20 protein-coding genes, 1 tRNA gene and 2 pseudogenes are annotated in these 25,660 nt (G+C 65.2%); 11 read left to right on the top strand and 12 right to left on the bottom strand.

Annotated elements, in window-relative coordinates:
- Positions 1–268: 268 nt before the first annotated feature.
- A pseudogene (locus KI388_RS15620) lies at positions 269–400 on the bottom strand (oxidoreductase); the annotation flags it as partial.
- 755 nt (positions 401–1,155) lie between these two features.
- On the opposite strand from KI388_RS15620, the gene KI388_RS03385 reads away from it, so the two are divergent.
- Positions 1,156–3,210: a cryptochrome/deoxyribodipyrimidine photo-lyase family protein gene (locus KI388_RS03385; RefSeq protein WP_215087979.1), complete on the top strand. Its 2,055-nt coding sequence runs from the start codon at positions 1,156–1,158 to the stop codon at positions 3,208–3,210.
- Positions 3,211–3,288: 78 nt separating this feature from the next.
- Here the strand turns inward: KI388_RS03385 and KI388_RS03390 are convergent, their stop codons facing one another.
- Positions 3,289–3,615 (bottom strand): hypothetical protein, encoded by a 327-nt coding sequence (locus tag KI388_RS03390; protein WP_215087980.1) that lies wholly within the window; start codon positions 3,613–3,615, stop codon positions 3,289–3,291.
- Positions 3,616–3,872: 257 nt separating this feature from the next.
- Between KI388_RS03390 and KI388_RS03395 the strand changes: the two genes are divergently transcribed.
- Both KI388_RS03395 and KI388_RS03400 read left to right on the top strand, forming a co-directional pair.
- On the top strand, positions 3,873–4,157 hold the full coding sequence (locus KI388_RS03395; RefSeq protein WP_251133199.1) for a hypothetical protein: 285 nt from the start codon (positions 3,873–3,875) through the stop codon (positions 4,155–4,157).
- A 620-nt stretch (positions 4,158–4,777) separates the two neighbouring features.
- Positions 4,778–5,179, top strand: a complete 402-nt coding sequence (locus KI388_RS03400) for a DUF4864 domain-containing protein (protein WP_215087982.1) — start codon at positions 4,778–4,780, stop codon at positions 5,177–5,179.
- A 35-nt stretch (positions 5,180–5,214) separates the two neighbouring features.
- Here KI388_RS03400 and KI388_RS03405 read toward each other — a convergent pair whose 3' ends face one another.
- On the bottom strand, positions 5,215–5,535 hold the full coding sequence (locus KI388_RS03405) for a hypothetical protein (RefSeq protein WP_215087983.1): 321 nt from the start codon (positions 5,533–5,535) through the stop codon (positions 5,215–5,217).
- A 447-nt stretch (positions 5,536–5,982) separates the two neighbouring features.
- Between KI388_RS03405 and KI388_RS03410 the strand changes: the two genes are divergently transcribed.
- The 3 genes from KI388_RS03410 (at position 5,983) to purT (ending at position 10,517) form a co-directional block, all read left to right on the top strand.
- On the top strand, positions 5,983–7,203 hold the full coding sequence (locus KI388_RS03410; protein WP_215087984.1) for a lactate 2-monooxygenase: 1,221 nt from the start codon (positions 5,983–5,985) through the stop codon (positions 7,201–7,203).
- A gap of 96 nt (positions 7,204–7,299) precedes the next feature.
- Positions 7,300–9,204 (top strand): ABC transporter ATP-binding protein, encoded by a 1,905-nt coding sequence (locus tag KI388_RS03415; RefSeq protein ID WP_215087985.1) that lies wholly within the window; start codon positions 7,300–7,302, stop codon positions 9,202–9,204.
- A gap of 110 nt (positions 9,205–9,314) precedes the next feature.
- Positions 9,315–10,517, top strand: a complete 1,203-nt coding sequence (purT, locus tag KI388_RS03420; protein WP_215087986.1) for a formate-dependent phosphoribosylglycinamide formyltransferase — start codon at positions 9,315–9,317, stop codon at positions 10,515–10,517.
- A gap of 259 nt (positions 10,518–10,776) precedes the next feature.
- Here the strand turns inward: purT and KI388_RS03425 are convergent.
- The 5 genes and pseudogenes from KI388_RS03425 to KI388_RS03445 all read right to left on the bottom strand — a co-directional run.
- Positions 10,777–11,289, bottom strand: a pseudogene (locus tag KI388_RS03425) (transposase); the annotation flags it as partial.
- Between the two features lie 209 nt (positions 11,290–11,498).
- Positions 11,499–11,714: a hypothetical protein gene (locus tag KI388_RS03430; protein ID WP_215087987.1), complete on the bottom strand. Its 216-nt coding sequence runs from the start codon at positions 11,712–11,714 to the stop codon at positions 11,499–11,501.
- A gap of 192 nt (positions 11,715–11,906) precedes the next feature.
- Positions 11,907–12,081, bottom strand: a tRNA-Trp gene (locus KI388_RS03435).
- A 137-nt stretch (positions 12,082–12,218) separates the two neighbouring features.
- Complete coding sequence (locus tag KI388_RS03440; protein ID WP_209546124.1) at positions 12,219–12,443, bottom strand: DUF5795 family protein; 225 nt, start codon at positions 12,441–12,443, stop codon at positions 12,219–12,221.
- Positions 12,444–12,501: 58 nt separating this feature from the next.
- Positions 12,502–13,521 carry a DUF5794 domain-containing protein gene (locus KI388_RS03445; protein ID WP_215087988.1) on the bottom strand — a complete coding sequence of 340 codons (1,020 nt, stop codon included), beginning with the start codon at positions 13,519–13,521 and terminating at the stop codon, positions 12,502–12,504.
- A 531-nt stretch (positions 13,522–14,052) separates the two neighbouring features.
- Between KI388_RS03445 and guaB the strand changes: the two genes are divergently transcribed.
- The 3 genes from guaB to KI388_RS03460 all read left to right on the top strand — a co-directional run bounded on the left by guaB (position 14,053) and on the right by KI388_RS03460 (position 18,364).
- Positions 14,053–15,540: an IMP dehydrogenase gene (guaB, locus tag KI388_RS03450; protein WP_215087989.1), complete on the top strand. Its 1,488-nt coding sequence runs from the start codon at positions 14,053–14,055 to the stop codon at positions 15,538–15,540.
- Positions 15,541–15,682: 142 nt separating this feature from the next.
- Positions 15,683–16,270, top strand: coding sequence for a HalX domain-containing protein (locus KI388_RS03455; RefSeq protein WP_215087990.1), 588 nt, complete (start codon positions 15,683–15,685; stop codon positions 16,268–16,270).
- A 78-nt stretch (positions 16,271–16,348) separates the two neighbouring features.
- Positions 16,349–18,364: a DEAD/DEAH box helicase gene (locus KI388_RS03460; protein WP_215087991.1), complete on the top strand. Its 2,016-nt coding sequence runs from the start codon at positions 16,349–16,351 to the stop codon at positions 18,362–18,364.
- A 30-nt stretch (positions 18,365–18,394) separates the two neighbouring features.
- Here the strand turns inward: KI388_RS03460 and KI388_RS03465 are convergent, their stop codons facing one another.
- Positions 18,395–19,456, bottom strand: coding sequence for a phytoene/squalene synthase family protein (locus KI388_RS03465; RefSeq protein ID WP_215087992.1), 1,062 nt, complete (start codon positions 19,454–19,456; stop codon positions 18,395–18,397).
- 177 nt (positions 19,457–19,633) lie between these two features.
- Between KI388_RS03465 and KI388_RS03470 the strand changes: the two genes are divergently transcribed.
- The gene (locus KI388_RS03470) at positions 19,634–20,824 is read left to right on the top strand and encodes an acyl-CoA dehydrogenase family protein (protein WP_215087993.1); all 1,191 of its coding nucleotides are present in this window, start codon (positions 19,634–19,636) and stop codon (positions 20,822–20,824) included.
- Between the two features lie 18 nt (positions 20,825–20,842).
- Here KI388_RS03470 and KI388_RS03475 read toward each other — a convergent pair whose 3' ends face one another.
- Both KI388_RS03475 and KI388_RS03480 read right to left on the bottom strand, forming a co-directional pair.
- On the bottom strand, positions 20,843–22,966 hold the full coding sequence (locus KI388_RS03475) for a PH domain-containing protein (RefSeq protein ID WP_215087994.1): 2,124 nt from the start codon (positions 22,964–22,966) through the stop codon (positions 20,843–20,845).
- Positions 22,963–23,427, bottom strand: a complete 465-nt coding sequence (locus tag KI388_RS03480; RefSeq protein ID WP_215087995.1) for a PH domain-containing protein — start codon at positions 23,425–23,427, stop codon at positions 22,963–22,965. The genes KI388_RS03475 and KI388_RS03480 overlap by 4 nt, the downstream gene beginning before the upstream one ends.
- A 171-nt stretch (positions 23,428–23,598) precedes the next feature.
- On the opposite strand from KI388_RS03480, the gene KI388_RS03485 reads away from it, so the two are divergent.
- Positions 23,599–24,888, top strand: a complete 1,290-nt coding sequence (locus KI388_RS03485) for a Glu/Leu/Phe/Val dehydrogenase (RefSeq protein WP_215087996.1) — start codon at positions 23,599–23,601, stop codon at positions 24,886–24,888.
- Between the two features lie 45 nt (positions 24,889–24,933).
- Here the strand turns inward: KI388_RS03485 and KI388_RS03490 are convergent, their stop codons facing one another.
- A complete protein-coding gene (locus KI388_RS03490) occupies positions 24,934–25,638 on the bottom strand; it encodes a DUF2071 domain-containing protein (protein ID WP_215087997.1) in 705 nt (234 codons plus the stop codon).
- Between the last annotated feature and the right edge of the window lie 22 nt (positions 25,639–25,660).

A 25,660-nucleotide genomic window follows, 5' to 3' on the forward strand; every position in this document is an offset into this window, starting at 1 on the left:
CTGAGTGGTGCTGCCGCCCGGCAACGGCCGTGTCGTTGACGACTACTGACGCCGTTGACGGCACTACGTCAAGCGCACGGACCGCTTCGACGAACTGCGCCCGAGTCCCAGATTTCCACGGTAACGTCCGATGAGTAGCAAACGTTTCGACATGGATTACCGGATCGACAGGAATCCTCTGTGACTCGTCAGGTGACGTGTTTCCCGGCATCTGTCTTTGGTCGGTTACACCGGTGAGGCATCTCAATTGTGGCGCACGCCGATCGATTCAACTGTCGAACTCAGGCATCCGTCCGCCATCGACCGCCACGTTCTTTCTGCTGATGTAGTCGGCCGCATCACTGAAAAAGAACCACAGCGGAGCAGCAACATCATCGAACGAGGCGGGACGCCCTCGCGGTAACGTGTCCACGCCTGCCTCTGTGTTTGAGACCCGCAAACGGCGCGACTGGCAGCTGATGTTCGGTTCACTAGCCCAGACGGCTGTCACCCTTCGAGAGTAATTTGTAGTCACTAGTGAGCTTGTCGTGCCGGTACACCCTACAGCTGGGGCCGCTCCCAGTTTGTCTGTTCGACTGGATGACCACGCCCGGCCGACTTGGTGTCTCTTCACGAACAACCCGTCCAATTACCGGAAGTCCGCGCATGGCCGCGTAATAAACCCTGTCAGCGTCGAACTGCGATATTTCGGCGGTGAATTCTGACGAGAAGTGATCTGGAAGCGCGTCGTTAGTGGTCACGCGGCTGCCCTCGATTGAATCCGACACCGTGCCCGTCAGGTGTTGGACGTCGCTGATGTCGGGCGCTAGTCCGTACTCGAAAAACGCTGCCTCAGCGTCATCGATGACATCTAGTAGTGCGTTCCGATCGGGCGAGACGAGACTGAGATGCGTCGTTACTGGCATGGGCGGAAGTGAGGAGGCCGTTTCGCGTCGATATCGCCTTTCGTTGGCGAGTCGTGTGACGCCCCGAGGCTGGAAGTCGAGCGCCAGTTCATATTATGATATCCGGCGCCATGCGGATACTCGTTACGACCTGCCAATCGATACGCCAAGCCCCGACCGCGCGACTGACACGCTGACAGCCGATATCGCCGGGAATTCGGTTCGCCGGTCGACGGATTAAAATTCTGTCTCTGTAATATTATCATTGTGAATGACGGGCGACATCGATCGCGAGACCGAGCGCTCGGCGTCCGTAGATAGCGGCAAACTGTCACAGCCAACGAGTCCGCTGCCGGCAGAGATCCCGCCGCCAGACGCGATCTGTGATGCCGTCAACCCGACTGGTATCGTCGTGTGGCATCGGAAACACCTTCGCCTGAAGGATCAGCTGGCAGTATCACGTGCGGTCGCTGACGGTGACGTGTTCTGCCCGTTGTTTGTGTTCGACCCGACGTTCTACGCAGACAGCGGCCTTGCGTGCGACGCTCGGATCCGCCTGTTCGAGGAAGCAGTTGCGAGCCTTGACCGGCTGTACGCCGCGACACCACCTAGCGCGACGCATGTGGGCACAACGGATTCAGCAGCACAATTCGCTGACACTCTGGATTCGAATACGTCTACGGCTGGGGCTGCCAGCGAGTCGCCGGAGGCGCTCCAACGACCAGACCCACCGGGTTTGACTCTTGGGTACGGCAATCCGGTCAATATCTTGTCTCGCTTCGTCGACCGCGGCTGGCAAATCATCACGATGGCGACGCCAACAAGCCGCTACGGTCAGCGACGGGACGAGCGTGTGCGGGACACTTGTGGCGACGCAGTTACGTTCGTCTCTGGTGACGGACTCGTTCGCGACGAAGAGTGGCCGCGGTCAGCCTGGCAGACACAAATCACCGAGTGGCTCGCGGCCGAACAACACACGCCAGGGTGGGGCGACCGCAATCCGCTTCGAGCTACAATCCGCACCGGCGTCACGCCGGCAGCGATTGACCGTCACTTCGATATCTCCCCCACAAAGACCCAAGTTCCGGTGGGTACCCACCGAGCGGCGATGACTGCGTTACGAGAGTTCGCCGACCGCGTCCGATCGTACCCGAGCAACATCTCAGCACCGCAGGACGCTCGGGACGGCACAAGTGGACTCTCGCCGTACCTCAATTTTGGGCTGCTCTCAGTCCGGCAGGCACACCAGTACGTTGTCGATAATGCGCCGTCGTGCCGGGGAGCAGATATGTTCGAGAGTCGGCTCGTTTGGAACCTCCATTACAATCAGAAACTCGTCGACTGGCCGGGTTGGACTGAGCAGGCGGTTAATCCGGTGTTCGAAGGCCGCAATGAGGCGTTTCACGACCCAGATCTCGTTACCGCGTGGAAACGCGGACAGACGGGGTTTCCAATGGTCGACGCATCGATGCGGTGTCTCCAAGAAACCGGGTGGCTCAACTTCCGGATGCGTGCGATGTGTGCGTCATTTTTCACGCATATTCTCCACCAACCGTGGTGGATCGGGGCGGACTGGTATCACCATCACCTCATCGACAGCGATGTCGGAATCAACTACACACAGTGGCAGAGTCAGGCGGGGCTCATCGGGAAACCGTCACAGCGGGTGTACAACCCTCGAAAGCAGGTTCGCGATCAAGACCCTAATGGCGACTGGATCACGCGATGGGTTCCCGAGCTTGCTGACCTGCCCAGTGAGTTCCTTGATCAACCTGAGAAGGCGCCGCTTGCCGTCCAGCAGGAATGTGGGGTCCACGTCGGTGAGATGTACCCGCGTCCGGTTGTCGACTTTGAGGCGCGCCGCGAACAGTTCTGGTCACGGTATGAAGATCGGCGGTCTGAGGCCGCGCGAAAGCTTCGACAGCCAGCGATCGCAAAACGGGCCTCATTCTCTGGCGGGTATGACGCTGCTCGAGCCATCGCGGACAAACACGGGGCAGTTGACGCTGACACGCCGGACGGAACGCAGATCTCGCTCGGCGAACTCACTGACACGGATGGTGCTGCTAAGGTGGAGGAAGGGAGGTTGAGGCCACCGAAACAGACGAACGCGACAGAATCGACCGACTCAACACCGGCTGATCCGCGCGAGTCGAATACGCAGATGACCATCCCGACTGGAGCGGGACAAAATGCTGGTGAGCCGTCACCGGACGACCGCGCGGCAGCCTCGGGACCACGCGGAGATAGCGACGAAGATGCCGAGTCTGATGAAGAAATAGACATACAGCACACCGGACAGACTCGATTCCGCGACTTCGAATGACGAACGTCCCGGTGGCTCGTCGACAGCACGCGCTGTTGGGACGTTCTCGTCAACAAAGCAGCCGACCGGGCCTCGCCGTCAGAGCACTCGAAGTCGGTACCCGGTAGCGGCGGTCTCGTCCGTGACTCGTCCAGCTTCAGTAGCAGCGTCTAGAACCTCCTCGACGAATCCCTTCGGTACTTCGACGCCAATGAAATCGGCCCCGTCGCGGGCCGTGGTCAACCGCGCCATCGTCCGGTCGGTCCCCTTGTCATTATAAATACTGCCGACACGCTCACCGTCTCGGCGAAATCTAAGCGTCACGTCAGTCGGCTCAAGGGCGTCGAAGCTCACCTCGAACACGCGGTCGCTGCTCTCGAACCGAGCCAACATGAGCCCGTCGTGCTCCGTCACAATCGTACTCATACAGTAGTTACGAGCCCACGACGGATAAGAGTAAAATTGCCGTCAGTCCCACACCAACAGCGATGCTAACCCCGACCGCTGAACGGTGGATGTTCGCCCTCGGTAGCCCGAGCTACCTCGTGCCGATTCCGCTACCAAGCCGTGGGACTCTGCCGGTGATTGGGTGTCTGGCTGAACGACGCCGACACCGGTTTGTGCGTGAAAACCCAACAAATTGTATGTCAAATACAACTGTCGCAACGGCAGCCAACCCGCAGATGCTGATCGACAAGCTTCCAGCAGCACCAGGTAACTGGGAACGGAACGAAGAGCCCGGTGGCATCGTCGAGTACCGACTTCCAGACAAAAACAGTCCCTGTACTGCGGCGAAAATCGCAGTTCGTCCTGATATCCTGAGCGATGCAACCGTCCGACTTGTCCGTAAGCGCGGCTGTAGTGATGCGGGGAGCAACACATTCGATTCACTCGATGCCGCCGTAGACGCAGTCAGCCGAGAACTCAATCATGTTCTCGCGGCTGTCAACGAGGACGAGGCGCGGTAGGATCAGCTGCGGGTTCGGCTGCGGTTTTATCTCTAGCACTAGTGGGTACAGCGTGTGACGCCGGTCAGGTCGGTCACGATCAACATCGAGACTCAAAGAGCCGATAGAGTATGAACCATGTCGACACGACGTAGTGACGCCGCTTCGGCTACGTTGGTCGCACTCGTCGTCTGGCTCGCCAGACGACAGGAGGGGCTGCCTCCACGGTTGATGTTCGGCCGGTCCCATTCTTTGGCGGTGTGGTCGTCGTAGTGCTCGTTGAGGTCGTGTTCGCACGGTGGCCGGAGCGGATGGCTCGCCGCTGGCGCCGTCTAGTGATTCGCTTCGGCTCACCTATCGCACTTCTCGTCGCGACCCTGTCAGTAGACCGTCGCAGCGGCACGCCCCACGCGGTGACACTCGGGGACCTCGCCGGATACTTCGTGCTGCTCATTGAGATTACGATGGACATTGTTCCTGAGTCGAAACAGTAGTTTCGACGCACTAACCAACGCACGACGGGACCGCGACGACAGTGGTCACGGCCGCGACGAATCGGCTCTCGTATCGAGATTCAACTCAGGTAAAGTCCGTCTCAGCGGACGCTTGATGCCGCTCGCGACCCTAAGTCCGGTATCAAGATGTCTGAGCAGTACCCGATAGCGGAGCTCCCAACGCCGAGCCCCACGTACGGACCCGGCCGAGTGGTCTCAGTCCAACTCGAGGCACTAGCAACCAACGACGAGCCGTTCGAAGACGCTGGCATTGGCACCGCGTACAACTTCGCATCCCCGGCGAACAGGCGAGCGACAGGCCCGTTTGACCGCTTTCGACAGATGGTACACAATCCACGGTATGCCCCGATGATCGACCACGTCGAGGCGACGACAGGCCCTGTTGAGCGCGACGACGATAGCGCCACACAGCGCGTCACGCTGACCGGTCCCAACGGTCGGACGGTTACATACGCTTTCAGGTTATCGCGACGTCGACGCGGCGAATTCGATGAGCACTGGCTGACAGACAGCGTCGTTCAAGAGTAGCCTGACCGACCGTCTAGTGAGCGCTTGTGTCCGAGTCAGTGATCCCGCCATTCGAGCGACTGCCGATTTAGGGACTCAACGGTGGGCTCTCCATTTTCGAGCATCCTATCAGCGATTTCGATCGCCTCCCGCAGTTCCTCGATTGACAGTTGCTCGTACGCGGGAGTCCCATCGATGTGGTCATACCAGACGCCTTGGAACAGCGTGTCCAGCACCACACGGGCAAAACAGTGGTCTTGGTGGATTGGCCAGTCGCCGGCTTCGGATGCCGCCTCGGGGAGTGCTTCGGTAACCCGTTGAAGATATCTCCCGCGTAACGAAGTTATATTGTCGCCGCCGAGCGTTCGCTGGTCCATTCGCCACTTGAGATACAAGCCTCAGTACGCATACGGCTTTCCCCACTACCCAACCGTATTCCTCTACCGGACAAGCGGTCCGTTGCGATCAATAGATCCCGGCACCGTTGATTTTTCCATCCCGTAGGGACTCTCCCAACTGTCTCAGTGTCTCTTTATACTCAATGAAATAGCCTTCCCGCTTCTCCCCTTGTCTAGTAATGTTGAAAACGCCATCACAACCTGTTTGAACTCCGTTTGATTTTCAGCGGATGTATTGTCGTCAACACGGTCGCCTCCCGTCCCCTAGTCACCAACCCCTAAGAGAGAAATTTTGGAGGGTACGTACTGTGTGTCCGCTCCTGATTCACCGTAATAGTGGTTCCGGCCGCGTCCGGTATTACTTTATTATTTATAATTAGGTATACTGAACTACCCTGTTACTTTGTGACTAAACCTGAGGAACAGATGGACACAGGAGAGCCAGGCGATTCGAGAGAAAGCGGCGATGTTCATGCTGAGCAATTCGGAGTGAAGCGGATTCGTGAGGCGTATCGTCGCGGCATGTACAACGGGGAAACGCCTGATTTCCCGCTTTCGTACGACGAACTCCGGGAAGCGGCCTTCGAGCGGATGTCAGAGAACGCGAAGGCGTACGTCCACGGCGGAGCGGGCACCGAAGAGACATTCGAGCGGAATAAGGATTTTTCGCGGTGGCGAATCGTGCCGCGGATGCTACGGGGGGTAGCCGACCGTGACCTCTCGGTCAACGTGCTCGGAACCGAACACGAGTATCCGCTCATGGTCACGCCCCTCGGTGTCCAGACGCTACTACACGAGGAGGGAGAGACCGCGACCGCTCGTGCGTGCGAGGAACTGAACGTGCCGTTCGTGCTGTCGTCGCTGTCGTCGACGCCACTTGAAGAGGTGGCGGAGACGCTAGGAGACACCCCGAAGTGGTTTCAGTTCTACTGGTCTTCGGATCGTGAGGTCGCCGCGTCGTTCCTTGACCGCGCGGAGGCAGCCGACTACGACGCTATTGTTGTCACGGTCGACGCGCCAACGCTTGGGTGGCGCGAGCGCCTGTTAGAGCGCGGGTATTACCCCTTCCTGGAAGGAGAGGGGATGGCAAACTACTTCTCTGATCCCGCATTCCGTGAATCGCTCGACGCCCCACCCGAGGAAGACGCGCAAGCGGCTGTCGACCACTTTTTGGAGGTGTTTGGTGACGCGTCGCTCACATGGGACGACCTCGAGTTCGTCTTCGATCGGACGGACCTCCCGGTGGTTATCAAGGGTGTGCTCCACCCCGAGGACGCCAAGACAGCGGTCGAATACGGTGCCGATGGGATCCAAGTGTCAACCCACGGCGGTAGGCAGGTCGACGGATCGATCTCGGCAGTCGAAGCGCTGCCAGAGGTCGCGGACGCAGTCGGCGACAGGACGGCCGTGCTGTTCGACTCGGGCATCCGACGCGGCGAAGACGCGTTCAAGGCGATGGGGCTGGGAGCCGACGCCGTCATGATCGGACGCCCGTTCGCGTACGGACTCGCTCACTCCGGTGAGGCTGGCGTGCGAAATGTCTTAGAGAACACGCTCTCGCAGTTCGACCTCACGATGGGATTAGCTGGTATCGACGAAGCGAAATCGATCGGGTCCGAGGCGATCCGCGACGAACGAACGCTTTGACGTCCTCCCCGCACTGAAGCGCGAAGCTTTCCTCTTGATTCCCCGTAACAGCGCCATGTCACCGAATACTTGTGCGCGAGCACACTAGCGAATCCAGTGACAGACGACCACGGCGGGTTCGAACACGCTCGGGAGAACGTCGACGGCCACCCGATGGTGAGTTTGCTCAGCTACGCCAAACCCTACTGGGTAACTCTCACGCTCGGCGTGCTCGCGGCGTTCCTCACGAGATTTGCCCGACTGATCCCACCGATTGTCGTCGCGGCCGCCATCGATCGAGCGATCCGCGGCTCGGCCGACGCGGGACTGTTGACCGACGTGGGCTTGCTGTCCCCGGGTGAGATCACCGGCGAAGCGGCTCGCCTCGCGGTGCTCGAACAACTCGTGCTCATCGCGGTTCTCGCGTACTTGGTCAGGTCGGTCGCTCGGTTTGTGTCCCGGTATCTGCTTCAAGCGACTGCGCAGAAGGTTCAGCGTGATCTGCGAAACGACACGTACGACCATCTCCAGCGGCTCTCGATGGATTTCTTCGCCGATCATCAGACAGGCGGCATGATGTCGATCCTCAACAGCGATATCAATCGGCTTGAGCAGTTCCTGAACACGGAGTTTCGACAACTCATCCGCGTGATCGCAACGGTCGGCGGGATTGCGATCATCTTGTGGACATACTCGCCGAAGCTGGCGCTCGTCGCGCTCGCACCGGTCCCGGTCATCGGACTGGCGAGTAGCCAGTTTCTCACCTGGATCGAGCCGCGGTATAAATCGATTCGCGAGACCGTCGCTCGACTGAACACGCGGCTTGAGAACAACCTTGGTGGCGCTGCGGTGATTAAGTCGTTCGACCGGTATGGCTTTGAGAAGCATCGGGTTGCTGAGCAGAGCGAGGCGTACCACGATGAGAAGGTCGCGGCGCTGCGAATCCGACGTGGGTTCTTTGCGACGCTGCGGCTGTTAACCGGCGTCGTGTTCGTCCTCGTTCTCTACATCGGTGGCACTGATATCATCACTGGCGTTCCTGGCGAGGCAGGGGCACTGACCCTTGGTGGGTTCGCGCTCTTTTTCCTCCTGTTGCGGCGGCTGTACTCGCCGATGCGTCGTGTCGGGAAGTCAGCAAATAAGTACCAGCTTGCGAAGTCGAGTGCCGAGCGGGTGTTCGGGTTACTTGGCCGCGAGCCGACAATAACCAGCCCTGACTCGGCGTACGTCCCTGAGTCGGTCGACGGGAGGGTCACGTTTGACGATGTGACGTTCGCCTACGGGGACCGCGAGCCTGTCCTCCAAAACGTCTCGCTTGATGTTCCCGCGGGAACAACCATCGGGCTTGCCGGGGCGACCGGGGCCGGCAAGTCAACACTCCTGAAACTCATTCCCCGCTTCCACGATGTCGATGACGGGGCAGTCCGGGTTGACGGGACTGACGTCCGGGAGTGTGATCTCCAGTCGTTACGGGATTCGATCGCGATTGTGGAGCAGAATCCGTACCTGTTCTCGGGGACTGTCGCAGAGAATATCGCGTACGGCGACCGCGAGATACTTGACGCCGAGTGGGCAGAAGACCCTGACAAAAGCGCCCGCGATCAGGTTGAGCAGGCGGCAGAGGCCGCCGCAGCTGACGAGTTCATTACAGACCTCCCGAATGGATACGACACGCAAGTTGGCGAGCGGGGTATCAAACTCTCGGGCGGCCAACGGCAGCGTCTCGCCATCGCCCGGGCACTACTCAATGATCCTGAGATCATCGTCTTTGATGAGGCCACATCAGATGTTGATACGGAGACCGAAGAGCTGATTCAAGAAAGTCTTGAGCGGCTGGTCGAGGAGCGAACCGCATTCATCATTGCGCACCGGCTCTCAACGATCCAGAACGCAGACAAGATTATCGTAATGGATGAGGGCCAGATTGTCGAGCGGGGTGGGCACGAAGAACTGGTTGCGGGCGAGGGAACATATGCGAACCTCTGGCAGGGGCAGGCCGAGGTTTCTGCTGCCAACGACTGACACTTCAACTAGTCCCTGTCACCCAAAATTAGTCTCAGAATGACCCGATATTTGAGGTCGGTTTCTGGTGTCACTCCCATCTTTTTGGTTGCTCGTCCGATCAACTACGTGTGTCGCCAACACACGCGGATCGGCTCGGGACGCCCGGTGCGAACAGTTCGACGTCGGTACTGTTACTCGGGAGTGGAGAACTCGGCAAAGAGGTCGTGCTCGCGGCTCAACAGCTGGGTATTGAAACAATCGCTGTCGACCGGTACGAGGGCGCCCCGGCGATGCAGGCAGCCCACCGGTCACACACTATCGATATGACTGATGCGGTCGCCGTCCGAGATGTCGTATCGGCAGAAACGCCCGACTTGATCGTCCCAGAAATTGAAGCGATTGCGACAGATGAGTTGGAGCGACTCGAAGACGAGGGGTATGATGTCGTTCCTACTGCCAAAGCGACGCGGCTGACGATGGATCGCGAATGGATTCGTGAGTTCGCCGCAGAGGATATTGGAGTCCCGACGAGCGAGTACGCGTTCGCTGACAATTACGACGCGTACAGTGAGGCAGTTGCGGATATTGGAGTTCCGGTCGTCGTCAAGCCGACGATGTCGTCGTCTGGAAAAGGCCAGTCGATCGTGCGCAACGCCGATACGATTGATAACGCTTGGGAGGCTGCTCGAGCTGGATCCCGCTCGGATACTGGACGGGTCATTGTTGAGGAGTTAGTCGATTTCGACGCTGAATTCACTCTCTTGACGGTCCAACACGCCGACGGAACAACGTTTTGCCCACCGATAGGACACACACAGGAAGGTGGTGACTACCGGACAAGCTGGCAGCCTCACCGACTCACTAGCACGCAACTGGAGGCTGCTCAAGAAATGGCCCAGCAGGTTACTGCTGGGCTTGGCGGAAACGGAATCTTCGGGGTCGAATTTTTCGTCCGCGATGGAGAAGTGTTGTTTAGTGAGCTGTCGCCGCGTCCGCATGACACGGGGCTCGTAACTCTTGGGTCGCAACAACACAGCCAGTTCGAACTTCACTTACGCGCTATTCTGGGGCTTCCGGTCCCAGACGTGACCGTTGATGAACCTGGCGCGAGCGCGGCATTAGTCGCCGACGAATCGATCGAGATGCCAGCGTTCACCGGCGTTGCTGATGCGCTCAAGACACCAGCGACGGCTATCCGGTTGTTTGGCAAACCAGAGGCGTACGACGGTCGGCGCATGGGTGTCGTCGTTGCGACCGGTACGGATACGGAGGTTGCTCAAGGGCGTGCTAGCGACGCTCTTGATCAACTCTCTGTCGTCGAAGAGCAATGAGCGTCAATCACTCAGGAACCAACGTCTGTGCCTACGCCGATATAGATTTTCGGTGAAGTTTGGCGAACTCTCATACGTGGAGACGCCGGTTCGTGAATCGCCTCGGGGTCAAGCCCAAGGGCTTCCCATTCCCACGACGTGACTTACAGACACGGACTCAGGATGAGTTTCTCTTGTAAAGGTTCGGCTGAGAGCGTGAAGTACCCGGCCTTGCCATCGGCGGTGGATTGTTGAACGAGTTGCCGGATTCATCCCGCGCCTAAAGGCGCAGGTATTCTCCTTGCGTTGTATAAGTCGTGTCCGTAGCGGTCACAGTCTCCACGGGCGTGTTTCCGGGCCATCCCAGCCCTAATTCAGAACATCCTCTCTGTAAGACGTTCATCGCCACATTCGCGTCTCTGTCCGTCTCAAATCTACACGACGGACAGGAGTGTTCCCTGACCCAGATGGGTTTCGCTGTCTCCACATCACACGACGCGCATTCTCTGGTCGTGCCTCGGGCTTCGACCTGTACGACGTGACTGCCGTACAGTTCTGCTTTGTATTCGAGCAGGGTCATGAACTGTCGCTACGCCGCATCCTGCTTGTTTCGAGTGTTGTGCGACTGTTCAAGAATCCCCTTCACGTTCAGGTCTTCGCCGAATACGGCGTCGTACTCACGGACGAGCCATGTCGTTATCTTGTGCTGGTAGTCCAGCACCTTCCGACGGATCCGACGCTTGACTTTGGCAACTTCAACTCGTTGTTTCTCGTAGTTGTTCGACCCCTTCTCCGAGGTCTTCCCGCAGCCCGTACAGCGCGCCGAGAGAAGCGGGCCGACGTGGCCCACGCCGGGCGCGGTGACCCGTTCACTCGACATCGTCCACCTCCTCGGTCTCGTCGTCCTCGCGTTTCTCTGCGAGCTCGTCGGGAAGGTTCCCGTCTCCTCCGCGACCCGGAGCTGTTCCGCGAGCGAACTCGCATGACCAAGGTCGTCGTCGCTCACGCGGACGCACCCCCGTCTGAGCCCTCGTCGGGACGGTAGCGCCGGCCCTCGGAGGTACCGATCTTGAACTCGTCGAGGCGCTCGGGACAGCCGACCAGGTGGCCGTACTCGAGGTCGCCGTTGATGCTGCGCGTACAGCGCGCACCGCAGGTGTCGCAGAAGAACTCGCGGTCCTTCTCGGCGGTGAAGCTCCCGGAGTAGCCGAGGCTCACGCGCCGACACCTCCGGTTACGGACCTGTTTTTCTCGAATACCTGTTACTAAGAAGTGATACGTTAGGGTGAAAACCGCTATGGGGCCGGAGGGATTGTGAACCACGCGGACTTCGCTCCGCTCGTCCGCTGGGTTCAAATCCCTCCTCGGCATATCGCTGCCGCTCGCGACGTTGCTCGCGGCAGCAGAAAATGGGGCCGGAGGGATTTGAACCCCCGATCGACTGATATCTCCGGTGCGCCTCGGAACTCCAGAGGGTCGTCAACACGACCGATGATCAGTCGGCCGCTCGGTATATCAGTCTGGAGTGTCGTCCCGGGCGCAAGCCTCTGGAGTCAGTCGCCATGCCTGGCTTGGCCACAGCCCCGCGTGATCTCGCATCAGACCGTTGCCGAAACGCGGATAAAGGGGTTTCGATCGAAGCCGTTCGGGGGACGGCGACGCGCTCTCGGTCCCGCGAAAACCGGCGCTCCTCGCGCCGGGCGACGAGGGCGGAGCGTACCGCTACTCCCGGTCGTCGTCGCTCCAGTCGCAGTCTTGGCACTTGTAGCCGGTGACGAACTCGGTCACGCTCGGCATGTACCCGACCGAGATGACGTCGCCGCCGCACTCCGGGCAGTCGCGGTCGGCGTCCGTGATCGATTCGGCCTCCAGCACCGACTCTCCTTCGACCAGCTCTGCGAGCTTCTCGGGCGTCACCATCCGCCCCTGAACGACGCGGTTCGACATACCGGCCGTTCGGGACCGAGTACCTAAACCCCGGCGACACGCGCGGGGCGCGGACGGGTCACAGCCACGGCGCCCGCGAGTCGTCGTCCGCGAACGGGTCCGTTGCGTCGTCGTCGCTCTCTCGACCCTCGCCGCCGTTCGCGAGCACCGCCACGTCGTCGTCGACGACGGGAGACGGGCCCTCCGGCGGGGCGTCGAGCGGGGGTTCGCCCGGCGCGTCCGTGTCCGACTCGTCGGAATCGGTCGACTCCGAGCCGTCCGTCTCCCCCTCGTCGGCGGACCCGTCCGCCGGCCCGTCGCCATCGTCCGGCGCGTCGTCGCCGTCGGCGGACCCCACGCCCTCCGCGTTCGGGTCGTACGCGAACAGGGTCGTCACCGCGAGCACCGCGAGCGCGACCGGGGCGTCGGTCTGCATGAGGTCGAACGGGCCGAGCAGGATCGGCAGCGCGAGTACGCCCAGCGCGACCGCGGAGCCGAACCGGAAGCGATCGATGTCGACGCGGCCGCGGAGGTGCGGCGACAGCAGCGCGATCGACAGCGCGAATCCGACGCCGACGGCGGCGGCCGCGGTGCCGTTGACCACGTACTCGGTCGACGTCTCCAACGCGAAGCCCGACGGGTCGAAGCTCGCGACGAGACCGAGCCCGATGATCACGCCCGGGCTCGGCAGGTACTCGCCGATCTCGGAGCTTGCGGTCTTGGCGGCGATCGTCAGGATGACCAGCCCGGCGAACCGCTCGAAGACGAGCAGGTCGAGGAGGCCTTGGAGGGTCGGCGCGAGGGCGGCCTCGACGGCGGCGACCGGGATGATCACCGCGCCGATCAGCAGCACGGAGGTCACCATCTCCCGGCGGGTGCCGTCCATCTCCGCGAGGATCACCGCGGCGGTCGCGGAGCCGCCGAAGATCAGGATTCCCGTCTCGACGACGCCGGTGGCCGACCCGAGGACGCCGGCGACGACTAACGCGGGGAAGATGCCGTCGACGAGCGGCAGGACCATCACGGTCGCGAGCAACCGCGTCGCGCTCCCGACCCGCTGTTCTAATCGGAGGGCGACCGGGTGGCGTGAAGTGCTCATTTAGGGACGATAGCCCTGACCGACGGGGCGGCGGTGGGACGCGTGCGACTCGCGATGGTCCGGGGACCAGCACGCGGAGTCCACGCCGCGGGAGGTCCGACGAGCCCATGTGAAGTGTTTGCGCGGATTGCCGGCTGTAAAGCGGACGCCGAGGTCGGCGTTCGACTGGCCGGCGATGCGCGCGTTCACGGGACTGTCGGAGTCCATACCTAATATACGTGTTTCGGTCGCGTTAAAGGTTGTGTGAGACGTGTCCGCACGACACGATGGATCGACGGCGAACGTCTCTCGTCGACGAGGATACGTCGGCTGACTCCGCGTTTTTCCGATCATTCCTCGGCAGTTGAACCGGTCACGCCCGGCCGGCCCGATTCTCACCCGAAGCGGCACGGGCGTCGAGTCGCTCCGAACGCGACCGCGTCTGCCCTCTGTGTACACATGAACGTGGGTAAAACACGTATTTGAATGTGAACAACCACCACGTCCGTGCCGTCTCGCAACGCTTTTCATCGGCCGTTCATGACGGATTATATGGCGACAGATTCTGGCCGATTCTCCGAGAAGCTCGACGTTCCGGAAGCGCTGACGTTCGACGACGTGCTGCTCCGCCCGAAGGAGAGCCGGGTCGAGCCGGACGACGCGGACCTGAGCACTCGTGTGTCGAAGACCGTCGAACTGACCGTCCCGGTGCTGTCGGCGGCGATGGACACGGTCACCGAGAGCGACCTCGCCATCGCGATGGCCCGCGAGGGCGGTCTCGGCGTCCTCCACCGTAACATGACCGTCGAGGAGACGGCCGCCGAGGTCGAGCGCGTCAAGCGCGCGCACGAACTCGTCATCCGCCGCGAGAACGTCGTCACCGTCTCGCCGGACGACACCGTCCGCGAGGCCGACGCCGTGATGGAACAGCAGGGCGTCTCCGGCGCGCCGGTCGTCGCGGACGACGACACGGTCCTCGGGATCATCTCCGGGACCGACATCCGCCCGTACCTGGAGGTGGGCGAGGACGACGCGGTCCGCGAGGCGATGACCGACGAGGTCATCACCGCGCCGGAGGACGTCGACGCGCGCGAGGCGCTCGAACTGATGTACGACCACAAGATCGAGCGCGTCCCGATCGTCGACGACGCCGAGCGGCTGGTCGGACTCGTTACGATGCAGGGAGTCCTCCAGCGCCGCGAACACGAGGAGGCCGCCCGCGACGATGACGGCCGCCTGCTCGCCGGCGTCGCGGTCGGCCCCTTCGAGGAGGAGCGCGCCGTCGCGGCCGACGAGGCCGGCGTCGACATCATCTTCATCGACTGCGCGCACGCGCACAATCTCAACGTCTTGGACTCCGCCGAGGCGATCAAAGCGACCGTCGACGCCGACGTCGTCGTCGGCAACGTCGGGACGCGCGAGGCGGCCGAGGCCGCCGTCGACTTCGCGGACGGGCTGAAGGTCGGTATCGGGCCGGGCTCGATCTGTACCACGCGCGTCGTCAGCGGCGCGGGGATGCCCCAGATGACCGCGGTCGCGGAGGTCGCGGACGTCGCCGCCGAACACGGCGTGCCGGTCATCGCGGACGGCGGCATCCGCTACTCGGGCGACGCTATCAAGGCGCTCGCGGCGGGCGCGGACGCGGTGATGCTCGGCTCCTACTTCGCCGGCACCGACGAGGCGCCGGGCCGCGTCATCACGATGAACGGGAAGAAGTACAAGCAGTACCGCGGGATGGGGTCAGTCGGCGCGATGAAATCTGGCGGCGGCGACCGCTACCTCAAGGAGGAGGAGGAAGACGAGGAGTTCGTCCCCGAGGGCGTCGAGGCCGCCACTCCGTACAAGGGGAGCCTCGCCTCCGAGCTTCACCAGCTCACGGGCGGGATTCGCTCCGGAATGGGGTACGTCGGCGCGGAGACCGTCCCCGACCTCCACGAGCGCGCGGAGTTCGTCCGCGTCTCGACCGCGGGTCAGAGCGAGAGCCACCCGCACGACGTGATGATCACGGACGAGGCGCCCAACTACAGCCCGGACGAGTAATTCCGGACCGTCGGCTCGGCCGGGCGCGACCGGGCCCGAGCCCGACGGCGGGACCGATCCCGCGGCGCGTCGAAGAGGTATTTTAATATAGCCAGCGAAGAGAGGAAACGTGTGAGCGAACACCCCCTCGCTCCCGTCATCCATGAGTGAGCAACCGCCGCTGGTCCTCGTGGTCGAGGACGAACCCGATCTGGCAGATCTGTACGCCGCCTGGCTCGGCGACGAGTACCGCGTCCGAACCGCGTACGGCGGCCACGAGGCCCTCGATCAGCTCGACGAGGCCGACAACGACGTCGACGCCATCCTCCTCGACCGACGGATGCCCGGACTCTCCGGCGACGAGGTGCTTACCGCCGTCCGCGAGCGCGGCATCGACTGCCGGGTCGCGATGGTCACCGCCGTCGAGCCGGACTTCGACATCCTGGAGATGGGGTTCGACGACTACCTCGTCAAGCCCGTCACCAGCGACACCCTTCGGGAGACGGTCGAGGGGCTGTTGCGGCGCGGCGAGTACGACTCGGAGGTTCAGGAGCTGTTCTCGCTGACCTCGAAGAAGGCGATGCTAGAGTCCGAAAAGAGCGCGAGCGACCTCGCGGACAACGAGGAGTACCAGCGGCTCACCGAGCGGATCGCCGACCTCCGAGAGCAGGCCGACGAGTCGCGGGACGCGGTCGCGACCGACGACGAGGACTACGAGAAGCTCTTTCAGGAGTTCGACGCCGACTCCTAGCTCCGACGCCGACGCACGGCCCGTTGCGAGGGGGATTCTGCCGACTCTTTATGACCGATCGAGCCGAACGAGCGGTACATGCGCGTCCGGGACCTGCCGCTCTCGCAGTCCGTCGTCGACCACTTTTCCGAGCGCGGCGTGCGCGAGCTGTACCCGCCACAGCGCGCGGCGGTCGAGGCGGGCGTCTGCGAGGGGACAGACGTCGTCGCCGCGGTGCCGACCGCGTCGGGCAAGACGTTCGTCGCCCAGCTGGCGCTGCTGACCGCGGAGGGCCCCGGGCTGTACGTCTGTCCGCTCCGCGCGCTCGCCCGCGAGAAGTACGAGACGTTCGCGGCGCTGCCCGGCGTCGACGTCGGCATCTCGACCGGCGACTTCGACGCGACGGGCGAGGCGCTCGCGGGCAATGACGTCGTCGTCGCCACGAGCGAGAAGGTCGACTCGGCCATCCGCAACGGCGCCTCGTGGGTCGACGAGCTGGCCTGCGTCGTCGTCGACGAGGTCCACCTGCTCGGCGCGGAGCGGCGCGGGCCGACGCTCGAAGTGACGCTGGCGACGCTCCGCCGCCGGAACCCCGACCTCCAGACGGTCGCGCTGTCGGCCACCGTCGACAACCCCGAGGCGATCGCGGACTGGCTCGACGCCGCCCTCGTCGAGTCCGACTGGCGCCCCGTCGAGCTGCGGACTGGCGTCGCCGTGGGCGGAGACGTCGCGTTCGACGACGGTACGAGCCTCTCCGTCGACGTCGCGGCCGACCGCGAAACGGGCGTCGACGACGTCGATCCCGACGCGGTCAACGGCGGCTCCGGGGGCGACGACGCCGGAGACGACGACGCGGAGACCGACCCGACCGAGGTCACGGCCGCTCTGGTCTCCGACGCGGTCGCGGACGGCGGCCAGTGTCTCGCGTTCGTCCGCTCCCGCCGCGAGGCGGTCGACCTCGCGGAGCGGCTCGCGGACGACGGGCTCGCGTCGGAGCTGGGGGTCGAGGACGCGGCGGCCGCGGCGGCGGACGAAGCCACCGAGGTGGACGGGACGCTCACGGGCCGGCAGCTCGCGGACTGCCTGCGCGCCGGCGTCGCGTTCCACCACGCCGGCCTCCGCTCGGGCCACCGCGCGGTCGTCGAGTCGGCGTTCCGCGAGCGCGACGTGGCCTGTATCTGCGCCACGCCCACGCTGGCCGCCGGCGTCAACGTCCCCGCCCGGCGGGTCGTGGTCCGCGACCAGCGCCGGTACGGGGAGGGCGGCATGTCGTGGATCCCGACGCTCGAGGTCCACCAGATGTGCGGGCGGGCGGGGCGCCCCGGACTCGACCCGCACGGCGAGGCGGTCCTCGTCGCGGACGCCGACACGCGCGAGGCGGTGCGCGAGCGGTACGTCGAGGGGGAGCCGGAGGCCGTCGAGTCGAAGCTCGCGGACCCGGGCGCGCTCCGCACCCACGTCCTCGCGGCGGTCGCGACGGGGTTCGCGGCGACCGAGACGGAGGTCCTCGACGTGTTCGAGGGGACGTTCTACGCGCGGGAGACCGGCGCGGGCGGCCTGGCCGACGCGGTCGCCGTCGCGGTCGACGACCTCGTCGCGGCCGGGATGGTCGCCCGGGAGACGGGCGGCGTCGAGGACTACCGGCTCGTCGCGACGGCCGTCGGCGAGACCACCTCGAAGCAGTACGTCCGCCCCGAGACCGGCGAGCGGATCGTCGCCGGGCTCCGGGCGGCCGCGGACCTGCCGGACGCGACGACGCTCACCGCCTTCGAGGTGATCTGCGACACGCCGGACATGCAGGACACCTACCTCGGAAACGAGGAGCGCGCGGACGTCTACCAGTTCGCGCGGACGAACGCCGCCCGCCTGACGACGGACATGACCGACCCCGACGACTTCGAGGGGTGGCTGGAGTCGGTGAAGACCGCGCGCATCTTAGACGAGTGGATCGGCGGCGCGACCGTCGAGGAGCTGGTCGAGCGCTACCGGATCGGGCCGGGCGACCTCGACTCGCGGGTTGAGCGCGCGGAGTGGCTGCTGAGCGCGGCCGAGGCGCTGGGCGAGACGACCGGTATCAGCGTCCCCGCGGTGTCGCGGGCGCGGTCGCGGCTGTGAGAAGTCAGCGGGAGCGTCCGGCCGGGACGGTCAGTCCGCCGAGCCGACCGCGCGGTGGAAGGGGGTCCGCGCGATAGTCTGTCGCAGTTCCGCCAGCGAGTCGCGGCCCACGTCGCTCGCGGCTGACATCACCGCGAACACCTCCTGTCTGGACACCTTCACGCCCGTCTCGGTGAGCGCGTCCTCCGGGCGGCTCCCGAGTTCGCGGAGAGTGCCGACCGCGAGCAGGTACGGCACCGTCCACGCCTCCATCGTGTTTCCGTTCGAGAGCGGCATCGTCTCCAAGTACGCCTGCGCGTCGTCGAGGAACGAGCGGGCGTAGTCGGCGGTGCGGTCGACGACGCGCGCGGACGACTCGCGGTTCTCGGGGTGGACGACGCGCTCCTGGTCGACGCCCTCCGCTTCGAGCCACTCGGCGGGGAGGTAGACGTTGTTCTCCTCGGTGTAGTCGTCGTAGACGTCCTTCGAGACGTTCACGAGCTGGAGGAGGAGGCCGAACTCCTCGGCGGTCTCGCGCAGGCGCTCCGCGCGCTCCTCGCCCACGTCGCCGCGGGTGAGCAGGTTCGTGATGAGGTTGCCGACGGTGCCGGCCGCGTAGTAGCAGTACTGCTCCAGCTCGTCGCGGTCGTCGATACGGAGGCCGCCCTCGGTGGCGTGGCGGTCGACGAACATCGCCATCCCGTCGACCATCTCCAACACCGGCGGGACGATCGCCGCCTGCGCCTCCGGGTCGAGCTCCCCGAACGTCGCGGCGATCGTGGGCGCCTCCGCGACGACGGTCCAGTCGTCGTCGCGCTCGGCGGGCAGCCACTCGTCGACCGCCTCGCGGAACTCGCTGATCTCGGTGGCGTCGTCCGGATCGATCGCTCGCCGGTACGTCCGGAGCACGTCGCTCTGGGCGTCCGGCGGGATGTGGCCGGCGTCCTCGACCGTGTCGGCGACGCGACAGAGGAGGTAACCGACGCAGATCTGCGAGGCCATCGGCTCCTCTAACACGTCGACGGTCAGCGCGAAGGTCCGCGAGACCCCCTGGACCGCCTCGTGACACCACGCGAGGTCGGCCTCGCCGGGGCCGTGTTCTCGTCCGCTCATTCAGTTGCCAGTCCTTACGGCACAACGGGTAAAAAGCCTCGTGGAACGGTCGCCGGCCGCCGCGCGCCGGTCGCGGCGCCGAAACCGAACGACCCCGCCGCCGCTCGCGGCGACGAGCCGCCGACCCGTGTACAACCGTGTGGAAACGGCTAAGTCAGCCCGGCCGAACGTCCCGTCATGGAGTTCACGCTCACCGAAGAGCAGCGCCAGATCCGCGACACGGTCGCGGAGTTCGTCGACGAGGAGGTCGTTCCGCGCGCGGCCGAGATCGACGAGAACGACGAGTTCCCCGCCGACCTGATCGAGGAGATGGCCGACCTCGGTCTCATGGGGATGCCCTTCCCGGTCGAGTACGAGGGCGCCGGCCTCGACTACCACAGCTACGCGATCGGACTCGAAGAGATATCCCGCGGCTCCGGCGGACTCGGAACCGTCGTTGCCGCCCACACGTCGCTGGCCGGCAACATGCTCTACGAGTTCGGGAACGAGGCCCAGAAGGAGGAGTACCTCACCGCCCTGAACACCGGGGAGGAGATCGGGGCCTTCGCGCTCTCGGAGGCCGAGGCCGGCTCGGACGTGCCGGCGATGTCGACCACCGCGGAGCGCGAGGCGCAAAGCGCCTCGGAACGGAGCGGCGTCGCCGCGGAGCGGGACGGCGACGGCTACCTCGTCAACGGCGGGAAGCTCTGGATCTCGAACGGCTCCGTCGCGGACACGGTCACCCTCTTCGCGAAGACCGACCCCGACGCGGGCCGGAAGGGCATCTCGTCGTTCGTCGTGCGTCCCGAGGAGGACGACGGGTTCGTCGTCGAGGGCACCGAGGACAAGCTCGGTGACAAGGGGTGTCCGACCGCGGAGCTGCGGTTCGACGACATGTGGATCCCCGAGGACCGACTGCTCGGTGCGGAGGGCGAGGGGTTCGTCCACGCGCTGAAGACGCTCAACGGCGGCCGGATCACCATCGCCGCCCGGTCGGTCGGGATCGCGCGCGCCGCGCTCGACGAGGCGAAGTCGTACGCGCAACAGCGCGAGCAGTTCGACCGTCCGATCAGCGACTTCCAGGCGATCCAGCACAAGCTCGCGGACATGGACACGAAGGCGCGCGCCGCGGAGCTGCTGATGCACGAGGCGGCCGACCTGAAGATGCGCGACGAGGAGTACATCAAGGAGGCCGCGCAGGCGAAGCTGTACGCCTCCGAGATCGCCCGCGAGGTCGCCAACGAGGGGATCCAGATCCACGGCGGCTACGGCTACACCAAGGACTTCCCCGCCGAGCGATACTACCGCGACGCGAAGCTCTCGGAGATCTACGAGGGGACGAGCGAGGTGCTGCGGAACACGATCGCACAGCAGCTGCTCGACGAGTAACGCCGCCCGTCCCGTCAGTCAGGGCCGCGAGTCGGGGTCGCCGTTCTCGGGGTCTTCGTCGTCGTTCTCGGGATGGTCGTCAGCGTCGGCGGCGTCCGCTCGTTGGTCCCCGTTGCGGTCGCCGTTCGTCCCGTCTCCGTCCCGGTCATTTTCCGTCTCGCCTGCGTCGCCCGCTTCGTCGGCCCGGGGTCCGTGCGCCACGTCGGCGTCCGACGGGTTCTGGTCGACCGCGTACCCGCCGGTGTCGATCCGCTCCGCGGGCTCCGAGTAGTCGCGGTCGCTCGGCGAGAAGTCCGGACGGACGACGCCGTCGTCCGGAACGTCGGGGGCGTCGTCGGTCGGTTCGTCGTCGGTCGGCGTGTAGTCTGTCGGTTCGTCGTCGGTCGGCGTGTAGTCTGTCGGTTCGTCGTCGGTCGGCGTGTAGTCTGTCGGTCCGTCATCGGTTTCCGGACCGCCGGTCGGCGCGTCGACATAGGTCTCGGCGCCAGAACTGGCGGACTCCGGCTCCGCGGCAGATTCCGTTTCGTCTGGCGCCGTGTCCGGTTCCGCGTCGACTCCGGCGCTCTCAGTGTCCTCGTCGCGGCCGACGCGCTCGTCGCTCCCGTTGCGGCCGTCCCGACCGTCGCCCTCGTCGACCCACTCGAAGCGGTCGCTCCCCTCGCTGCGCCGCGCCGCGATCGCGGTCGCGAGGCGATCGGTCAGCGTCTCCTTCAGGGCCTCGGCCTCCTCGATCTCGAAGTCCACGGCGGCGGCGTCGCTGCCGGTCAGCGACCCCGTCCCCGCCGTGTCCGCGACGATCGTCGCGACGTCCCACCGGCGCTGGAAGACGGTCCGGCTGTCGATCACGTTCTGGATCCGGTAGTACGGGACGACGGCGACGGTCCGGCTCCAGAACCCGTTCCGCGTGAGCAGGTGGTCCTCCCCGAGCCAGTAGCCGCGGTGCTTCCACTTCAGATGCGCCGCGGGGGGCACGGCGAGGAGGAGCGCGGCGACCCCGTACCACGGGAGCGACGGCGAGACGTACCAGTTCACGCCGTACGCGATCCCCGTGAGGACGCCGACGACCATCGCGTACCGGATGACGTAGCGCCATCGGATCCGCTTCGGCGGCCGGTTGAACTCAGGGGTCCCGAACGACTCGATCTCGTGTGCGAGCCGGTAGACGCGGTCGGTCGCGGCGATCGGCACCGCGGACTGGTTGCCGGAGTCGCCCCCCTGTCCGGGGGCGTACCCCGCGGTCTCGATAGAGAGGCTCGCGTAGCCGAGCGCACGCTTGGCCGGGTTGTCCGTGATCCGCAGCGTCTGGACCTTCTCGGTCGGGATCGACCCGCTGTACCGGCGGAACAGCCCGCGCTCGTAGCGGAGTTCGTCGCCGGCGCGCGAGAGGCGGAACCCGTAGTAGTTCGAGAAGGCGACCCCCGCGCCGATGAGCCACGACGCGATGAAGAGGGCCGCCACGCCGACGATCGCCGTCGCGGTCAGCGCGGCGGCCGACGTCTCCGGCAGGAATCCCGAGAGCACCGGGAACGACCCGGAGCTGAGGAACGCTAAGAGCCCGATCAGGCGGCCGTCGAACGACAGCGCACCGACTAAGGCGAGTTCGCCGGACGAGATGGCGAACAGCTCCTCCTCGTCCGGCGCGAACGCGTCGTCGCGGCCGCGGTCGACCGCGTCGGCGCCGGTCGACGTCCCCTCGGCGGCGTCGTCCGGACGGCTCGCGTCGGACTTCCGCCGCTGGACCTCGCGCTGGAGCCGGGTCGCCTCGTCGGGCGTGACGTACCGGATCGACCCCTCCGTGCTGGAGCCGCCCGCGGTCTCTAGATCGACCGCGGCGACGCCGATGGCGCGCTGTAGCACGCCGCGGCTCACGTCGACGTTCTGGATGCGGCGGTAGGGGATCTCCCGCTCGCGCCGGGAGATGACGCCGGAGGAGATGTCGAGCGTGTCCTCGGTGAGGACGTACTCGAACCGCCGGTAGTACGCGACCTCGTAGGCGAGCATCGCGAGGAGGATCGCGACCCCGCCCCCGACCGCGAGCGGGAGGCCGAACCCGCCGCTGTTCACGATCACGAACAGCCCGACGGCGGTCCCGGCCGCCTTCTGGAGCGCGCGGTACGGGACCGACTGCGGCGCCAGCTTCACACCGCGTCCTCCCCGTCGGCGCGGATCGCCAGCCGCTTCAGCTCCTCGCGGAGGTCGCTCGCGCCGTCCGGCGTGAGCCCCGGGATCCGCACGTCCGCGCCCCGCGACCCGGCGGTGTACACCACGCAGGAGGCGAGCCCGGCGGTCCGCTCGATCGGGCCGCGCCGGGAGTCGACGTGCTGGATCCGCACCAGCGGCACCGTGGTCCGCACCTGCGTGATCACGCCGCGGTCGAGGTAGATCGCGTCCTCGCGGATCTCGTAGCTCCAGCGGCGGTAGCGCAGCAGCGCGTGCGCGACCGTGAGCGTCAGGACGACGCCCCCGACGGCGACCGGCGCCCACCGCGGGAGGTACTCGAAGTACACGCCGCCGACGAACGGAGCGGTGACGAACGCCGAGAGCAGCACCGCGCGGAGGACCCACACGACCTGGACTCGGGGGTGGAGCGTCTGTGCCGTCATCGACGGTCCCCCGTCGCGTGTCCGCGTGTCATGGCCGGCGGTTGACGGTCCCGACGTATAAGTCCGGCCGGAAACGACCGGGAATTCCGGTCGAAAAATCATGGGATATATTCTCTACCGATGGCGATACTTGCCGAAACCGATATCACGGGTGATCGAGTCGTGCCAGCCATGGCCGACGACCCGTTCGAGAACATGCTCGCCCAGATGGATCGCGCCGAGGAGTACGCAGACGTGGACCACGGGGTGTTCGAGCGGCTCAAACACCCGGAGCGCACGCTGAAGGTGACCCTCCCGGTCGAACTCGACTCGGGCGAGGTCGAGGTGTTCGAGGGGTACCGCTGCCAGTTCGACAGCGCCCGCGGGCCGTTCAAGGGCGGCGTCCGCTTCCACCCGTCGGTCACCCAGCGCGAGGTCGAGGCGCTCGCCGGGTGGATGACATGGAAGACCGCGCTGGTCGACCTCCCCTACGGCGGCGCGAAGGGGGGCGTGATCTGCGAGCCGAAGGACCTCACCCAGAACGACTTGGAGAGCCTCACTCGCCGGTACACCGAGGGGATCCGCCGGATGATCGGTCCCGAGACCGACGTGCCGGCCCCGGACATGAACACGAACCCGCAGACGATGGCGTGGATGATGGACACCTACTCGATGTACGAGGGACACTCCATCCCGCAGGTCGTCACGGGCAAGCCGCTTGAGATCGGCGGGACGCCCGGCCGCGTGGAGGCGACCGGTCGCGGCGTCTCGCTCGTCACCGAACGGCTCTTCGAGTACCTCGACCGCGACCTCTCCGACGCCTCCATCGCGATTCAGGGGTTCGGAAACGTCGGGTCGAACGCGGCCCGGCTCCTCGACGAGTCGGGCGCGAACGTGGTCGCGACCTCGGACGTCACGGGCGCGGCGTACGACCCCGACGGGCTCGACGTGGCGGCGCTCGGCGCGCACGTCGACGCCGGCGGGCTGATAGAGGAGTACGTCGCGGGCGAGTACCGGGGGAACGCGGACGGCTCCAGCTGGGACGACCCGGACGCGATCACCAACGCGGAGCTGTTGACGCTCGACGTGGACGTGCTCATCCCGGCCGCCGTCGAGGGCGTTATCACCGCCGACAACGTCGACGACCTCCGCGCGTCGGCTATCGTCGAGGCCGCCAACGGCCCGACGACGGTCGCCGCCGACAAGGCGCTCAGCGAGCGGGACATCCAGGTCGTGCCGGACATCCTCGCGAACGCGGGGGGCGTCATCGTCTCGTACCTGGAGTGGGTCCAGAACGCACAGGAGTTCTCGTGGCCGCTGGAGACGGTCAACGCCGAGCTAGAGCGCCGCATCGGGAGCGCCTTCGACAAGACCATCGAGCAGTACGACACGAAGGACCTCCCCGACCTGCGCACCGCCGCCTACACGCTCGCGCTGGAGCGCACCGCGAAGGCCCACGAGTACCGCGGGCTGTTCCCGTGAGCGAACCGACCGCCGCCGGGCTCCCCGCGGACCCCCAGCCGGCCCTCAGGCCCGCCTGATCCGGTCCGCGGTGACCGCGATCGGCTCGCCGTAGTGGATCACCGGGTCGCCCTCGGGGGCCTCGAAGCCGTTGGCCGCGAACAGCGTGTTCGCCCGGATCTCCGCCTCCGCGGGCCGCAGCGTCCACGGCTCGTGGTCTATCTCACCGACGTACAGCCGCCCGCCCGCCCCCGCGGTGTAGAACCGGTAGTTCTCTAGGAGGAAGGCCGGCAGCGACCCCGGCTCGGGCGTGAACGCCTCGCCGGTCGGCGCGTAGGTCGCGTCGAACCGCGCGTGCGGGACGCCCTCGTGGACGCGGCGGCTCGCGAACCGCACGGTATCGAACTCGCCGTCCGCGACGGTCCGCCGCACGTCGGTCTCGGCGCGGTAGTACGGGAGCCGGAACAGCCCGCGGGCGACCGCGACGCCGAGGCGGTCGTCGGCGTCGAGGCTGTGGAAGTAGACGCCGGGACCGTTCGGTCCCTCGACGTAGGTCCGGAGGTTGAGTTCGGGGAACGACAGCCCCATCGGGACTCCCCGAGGGCGGATGTCGTCCATCACGAACGGGACGACCCCGAGGTAGGCGTCGCCCTCGTGGGTGGCGACCGAGAGTCCGTCGGGCAGCGCCGCGGCGACGGTCGCCGGGTCGACGGGCCAGTGCGCGAACAGTCCGTCCCGCCACGTCATCTCCAGCCAGCGGCGACCGAGCATATCGGATCGTCGGGGCCGGAGG

This window comes from Halorubrum sp. 2020YC2 (genome assembly GCF_018623055.1).
In the GTDB taxonomy this organism is placed as follows: Archaea; Halobacteriota; Halobacteria; order Halobacteriales; family Haloferacaceae; genus Halorubrum.

What these genes read in the sequence shown, in the direction of transcription:
- KI388_RS03385 (WP_215087979.1), top strand. Translation starts at nt 1,156, where the DNA reads ATGACGGGCGACATCGATCGCGAGACCGAGCGCTCGGCGTCCGTAGAT.
- KI388_RS03390 (WP_215087980.1), bottom strand. Translation starts at nt 3,615, where the DNA reads ATGAGTACGATTGTGACGGAGCACGACGGGCTCATGTTGGCTCGGTTC.
- KI388_RS03395 (WP_251133199.1), top strand. Translation starts at nt 3,873, where the DNA reads ATGCTGATCGACAAGCTTCCAGCAGCACCAGGTAACTGGGAACGGAAC.
- KI388_RS03400 (WP_215087982.1), top strand. Translation starts at nt 4,778, where the DNA reads ATGTCTGAGCAGTACCCGATAGCGGAGCTCCCAACGCCGAGCCCCACG.
- KI388_RS03405 (WP_215087983.1), bottom strand. Translation starts at nt 5,535, where the DNA reads ATGGACCAGCGAACGCTCGGCGGCGACAATATAACTTCGTTACGCGGG.
- KI388_RS03410 (WP_215087984.1), top strand. Translation starts at nt 5,983, where the DNA reads ATGGACACAGGAGAGCCAGGCGATTCGAGAGAAAGCGGCGATGTTCAT.
- KI388_RS03440 (WP_209546124.1), bottom strand. Translation starts at nt 12,443, where the DNA reads ATGTCGAACCGCGTCGTTCAGGGGCGGATGGTGACGCCCGAGAAGCTC.
- KI388_RS03445 (WP_215087988.1), bottom strand. Translation starts at nt 13,521, where the DNA reads ATGAGCACTTCACGCCACCCGGTCGCCCTCCGATTAGAACAGCGGGTC.
- guaB (WP_215087989.1), top strand. Translation starts at nt 14,053, where the DNA reads ATGGCGACAGATTCTGGCCGATTCTCCGAGAAGCTCGACGTTCCGGAA.
- KI388_RS03455 (WP_215087990.1), top strand. Translation starts at nt 15,683, where the DNA reads ATGAGTGAGCAACCGCCGCTGGTCCTCGTGGTCGAGGACGAACCCGAT.
- KI388_RS03460 (WP_215087991.1), top strand. Translation starts at nt 16,349, where the DNA reads ATGCGCGTCCGGGACCTGCCGCTCTCGCAGTCCGTCGTCGACCACTTT.
- KI388_RS03465 (WP_215087992.1), bottom strand. Translation starts at nt 19,456, where the DNA reads ATGAGCGGACGAGAACACGGCCCCGGCGAGGCCGACCTCGCGTGGTGT.
- KI388_RS03470 (WP_215087993.1), top strand. Translation starts at nt 19,634, where the DNA reads ATGGAGTTCACGCTCACCGAAGAGCAGCGCCAGATCCGCGACACGGTC.
- KI388_RS03480 (WP_215087995.1), bottom strand. Translation starts at nt 23,427, where the DNA reads ATGACGGCACAGACGCTCCACCCCCGAGTCCAGGTCGTGTGGGTCCTC.
- KI388_RS03485 (WP_215087996.1), top strand. Translation starts at nt 23,599, where the DNA reads ATGGCCGACGACCCGTTCGAGAACATGCTCGCCCAGATGGATCGCGCC.
- KI388_RS03490 (WP_215087997.1), bottom strand. Translation starts at nt 25,638, where the DNA reads ATGCTCGGTCGCCGCTGGCTGGAGATGACGTGGCGGGACGGACTGTTC.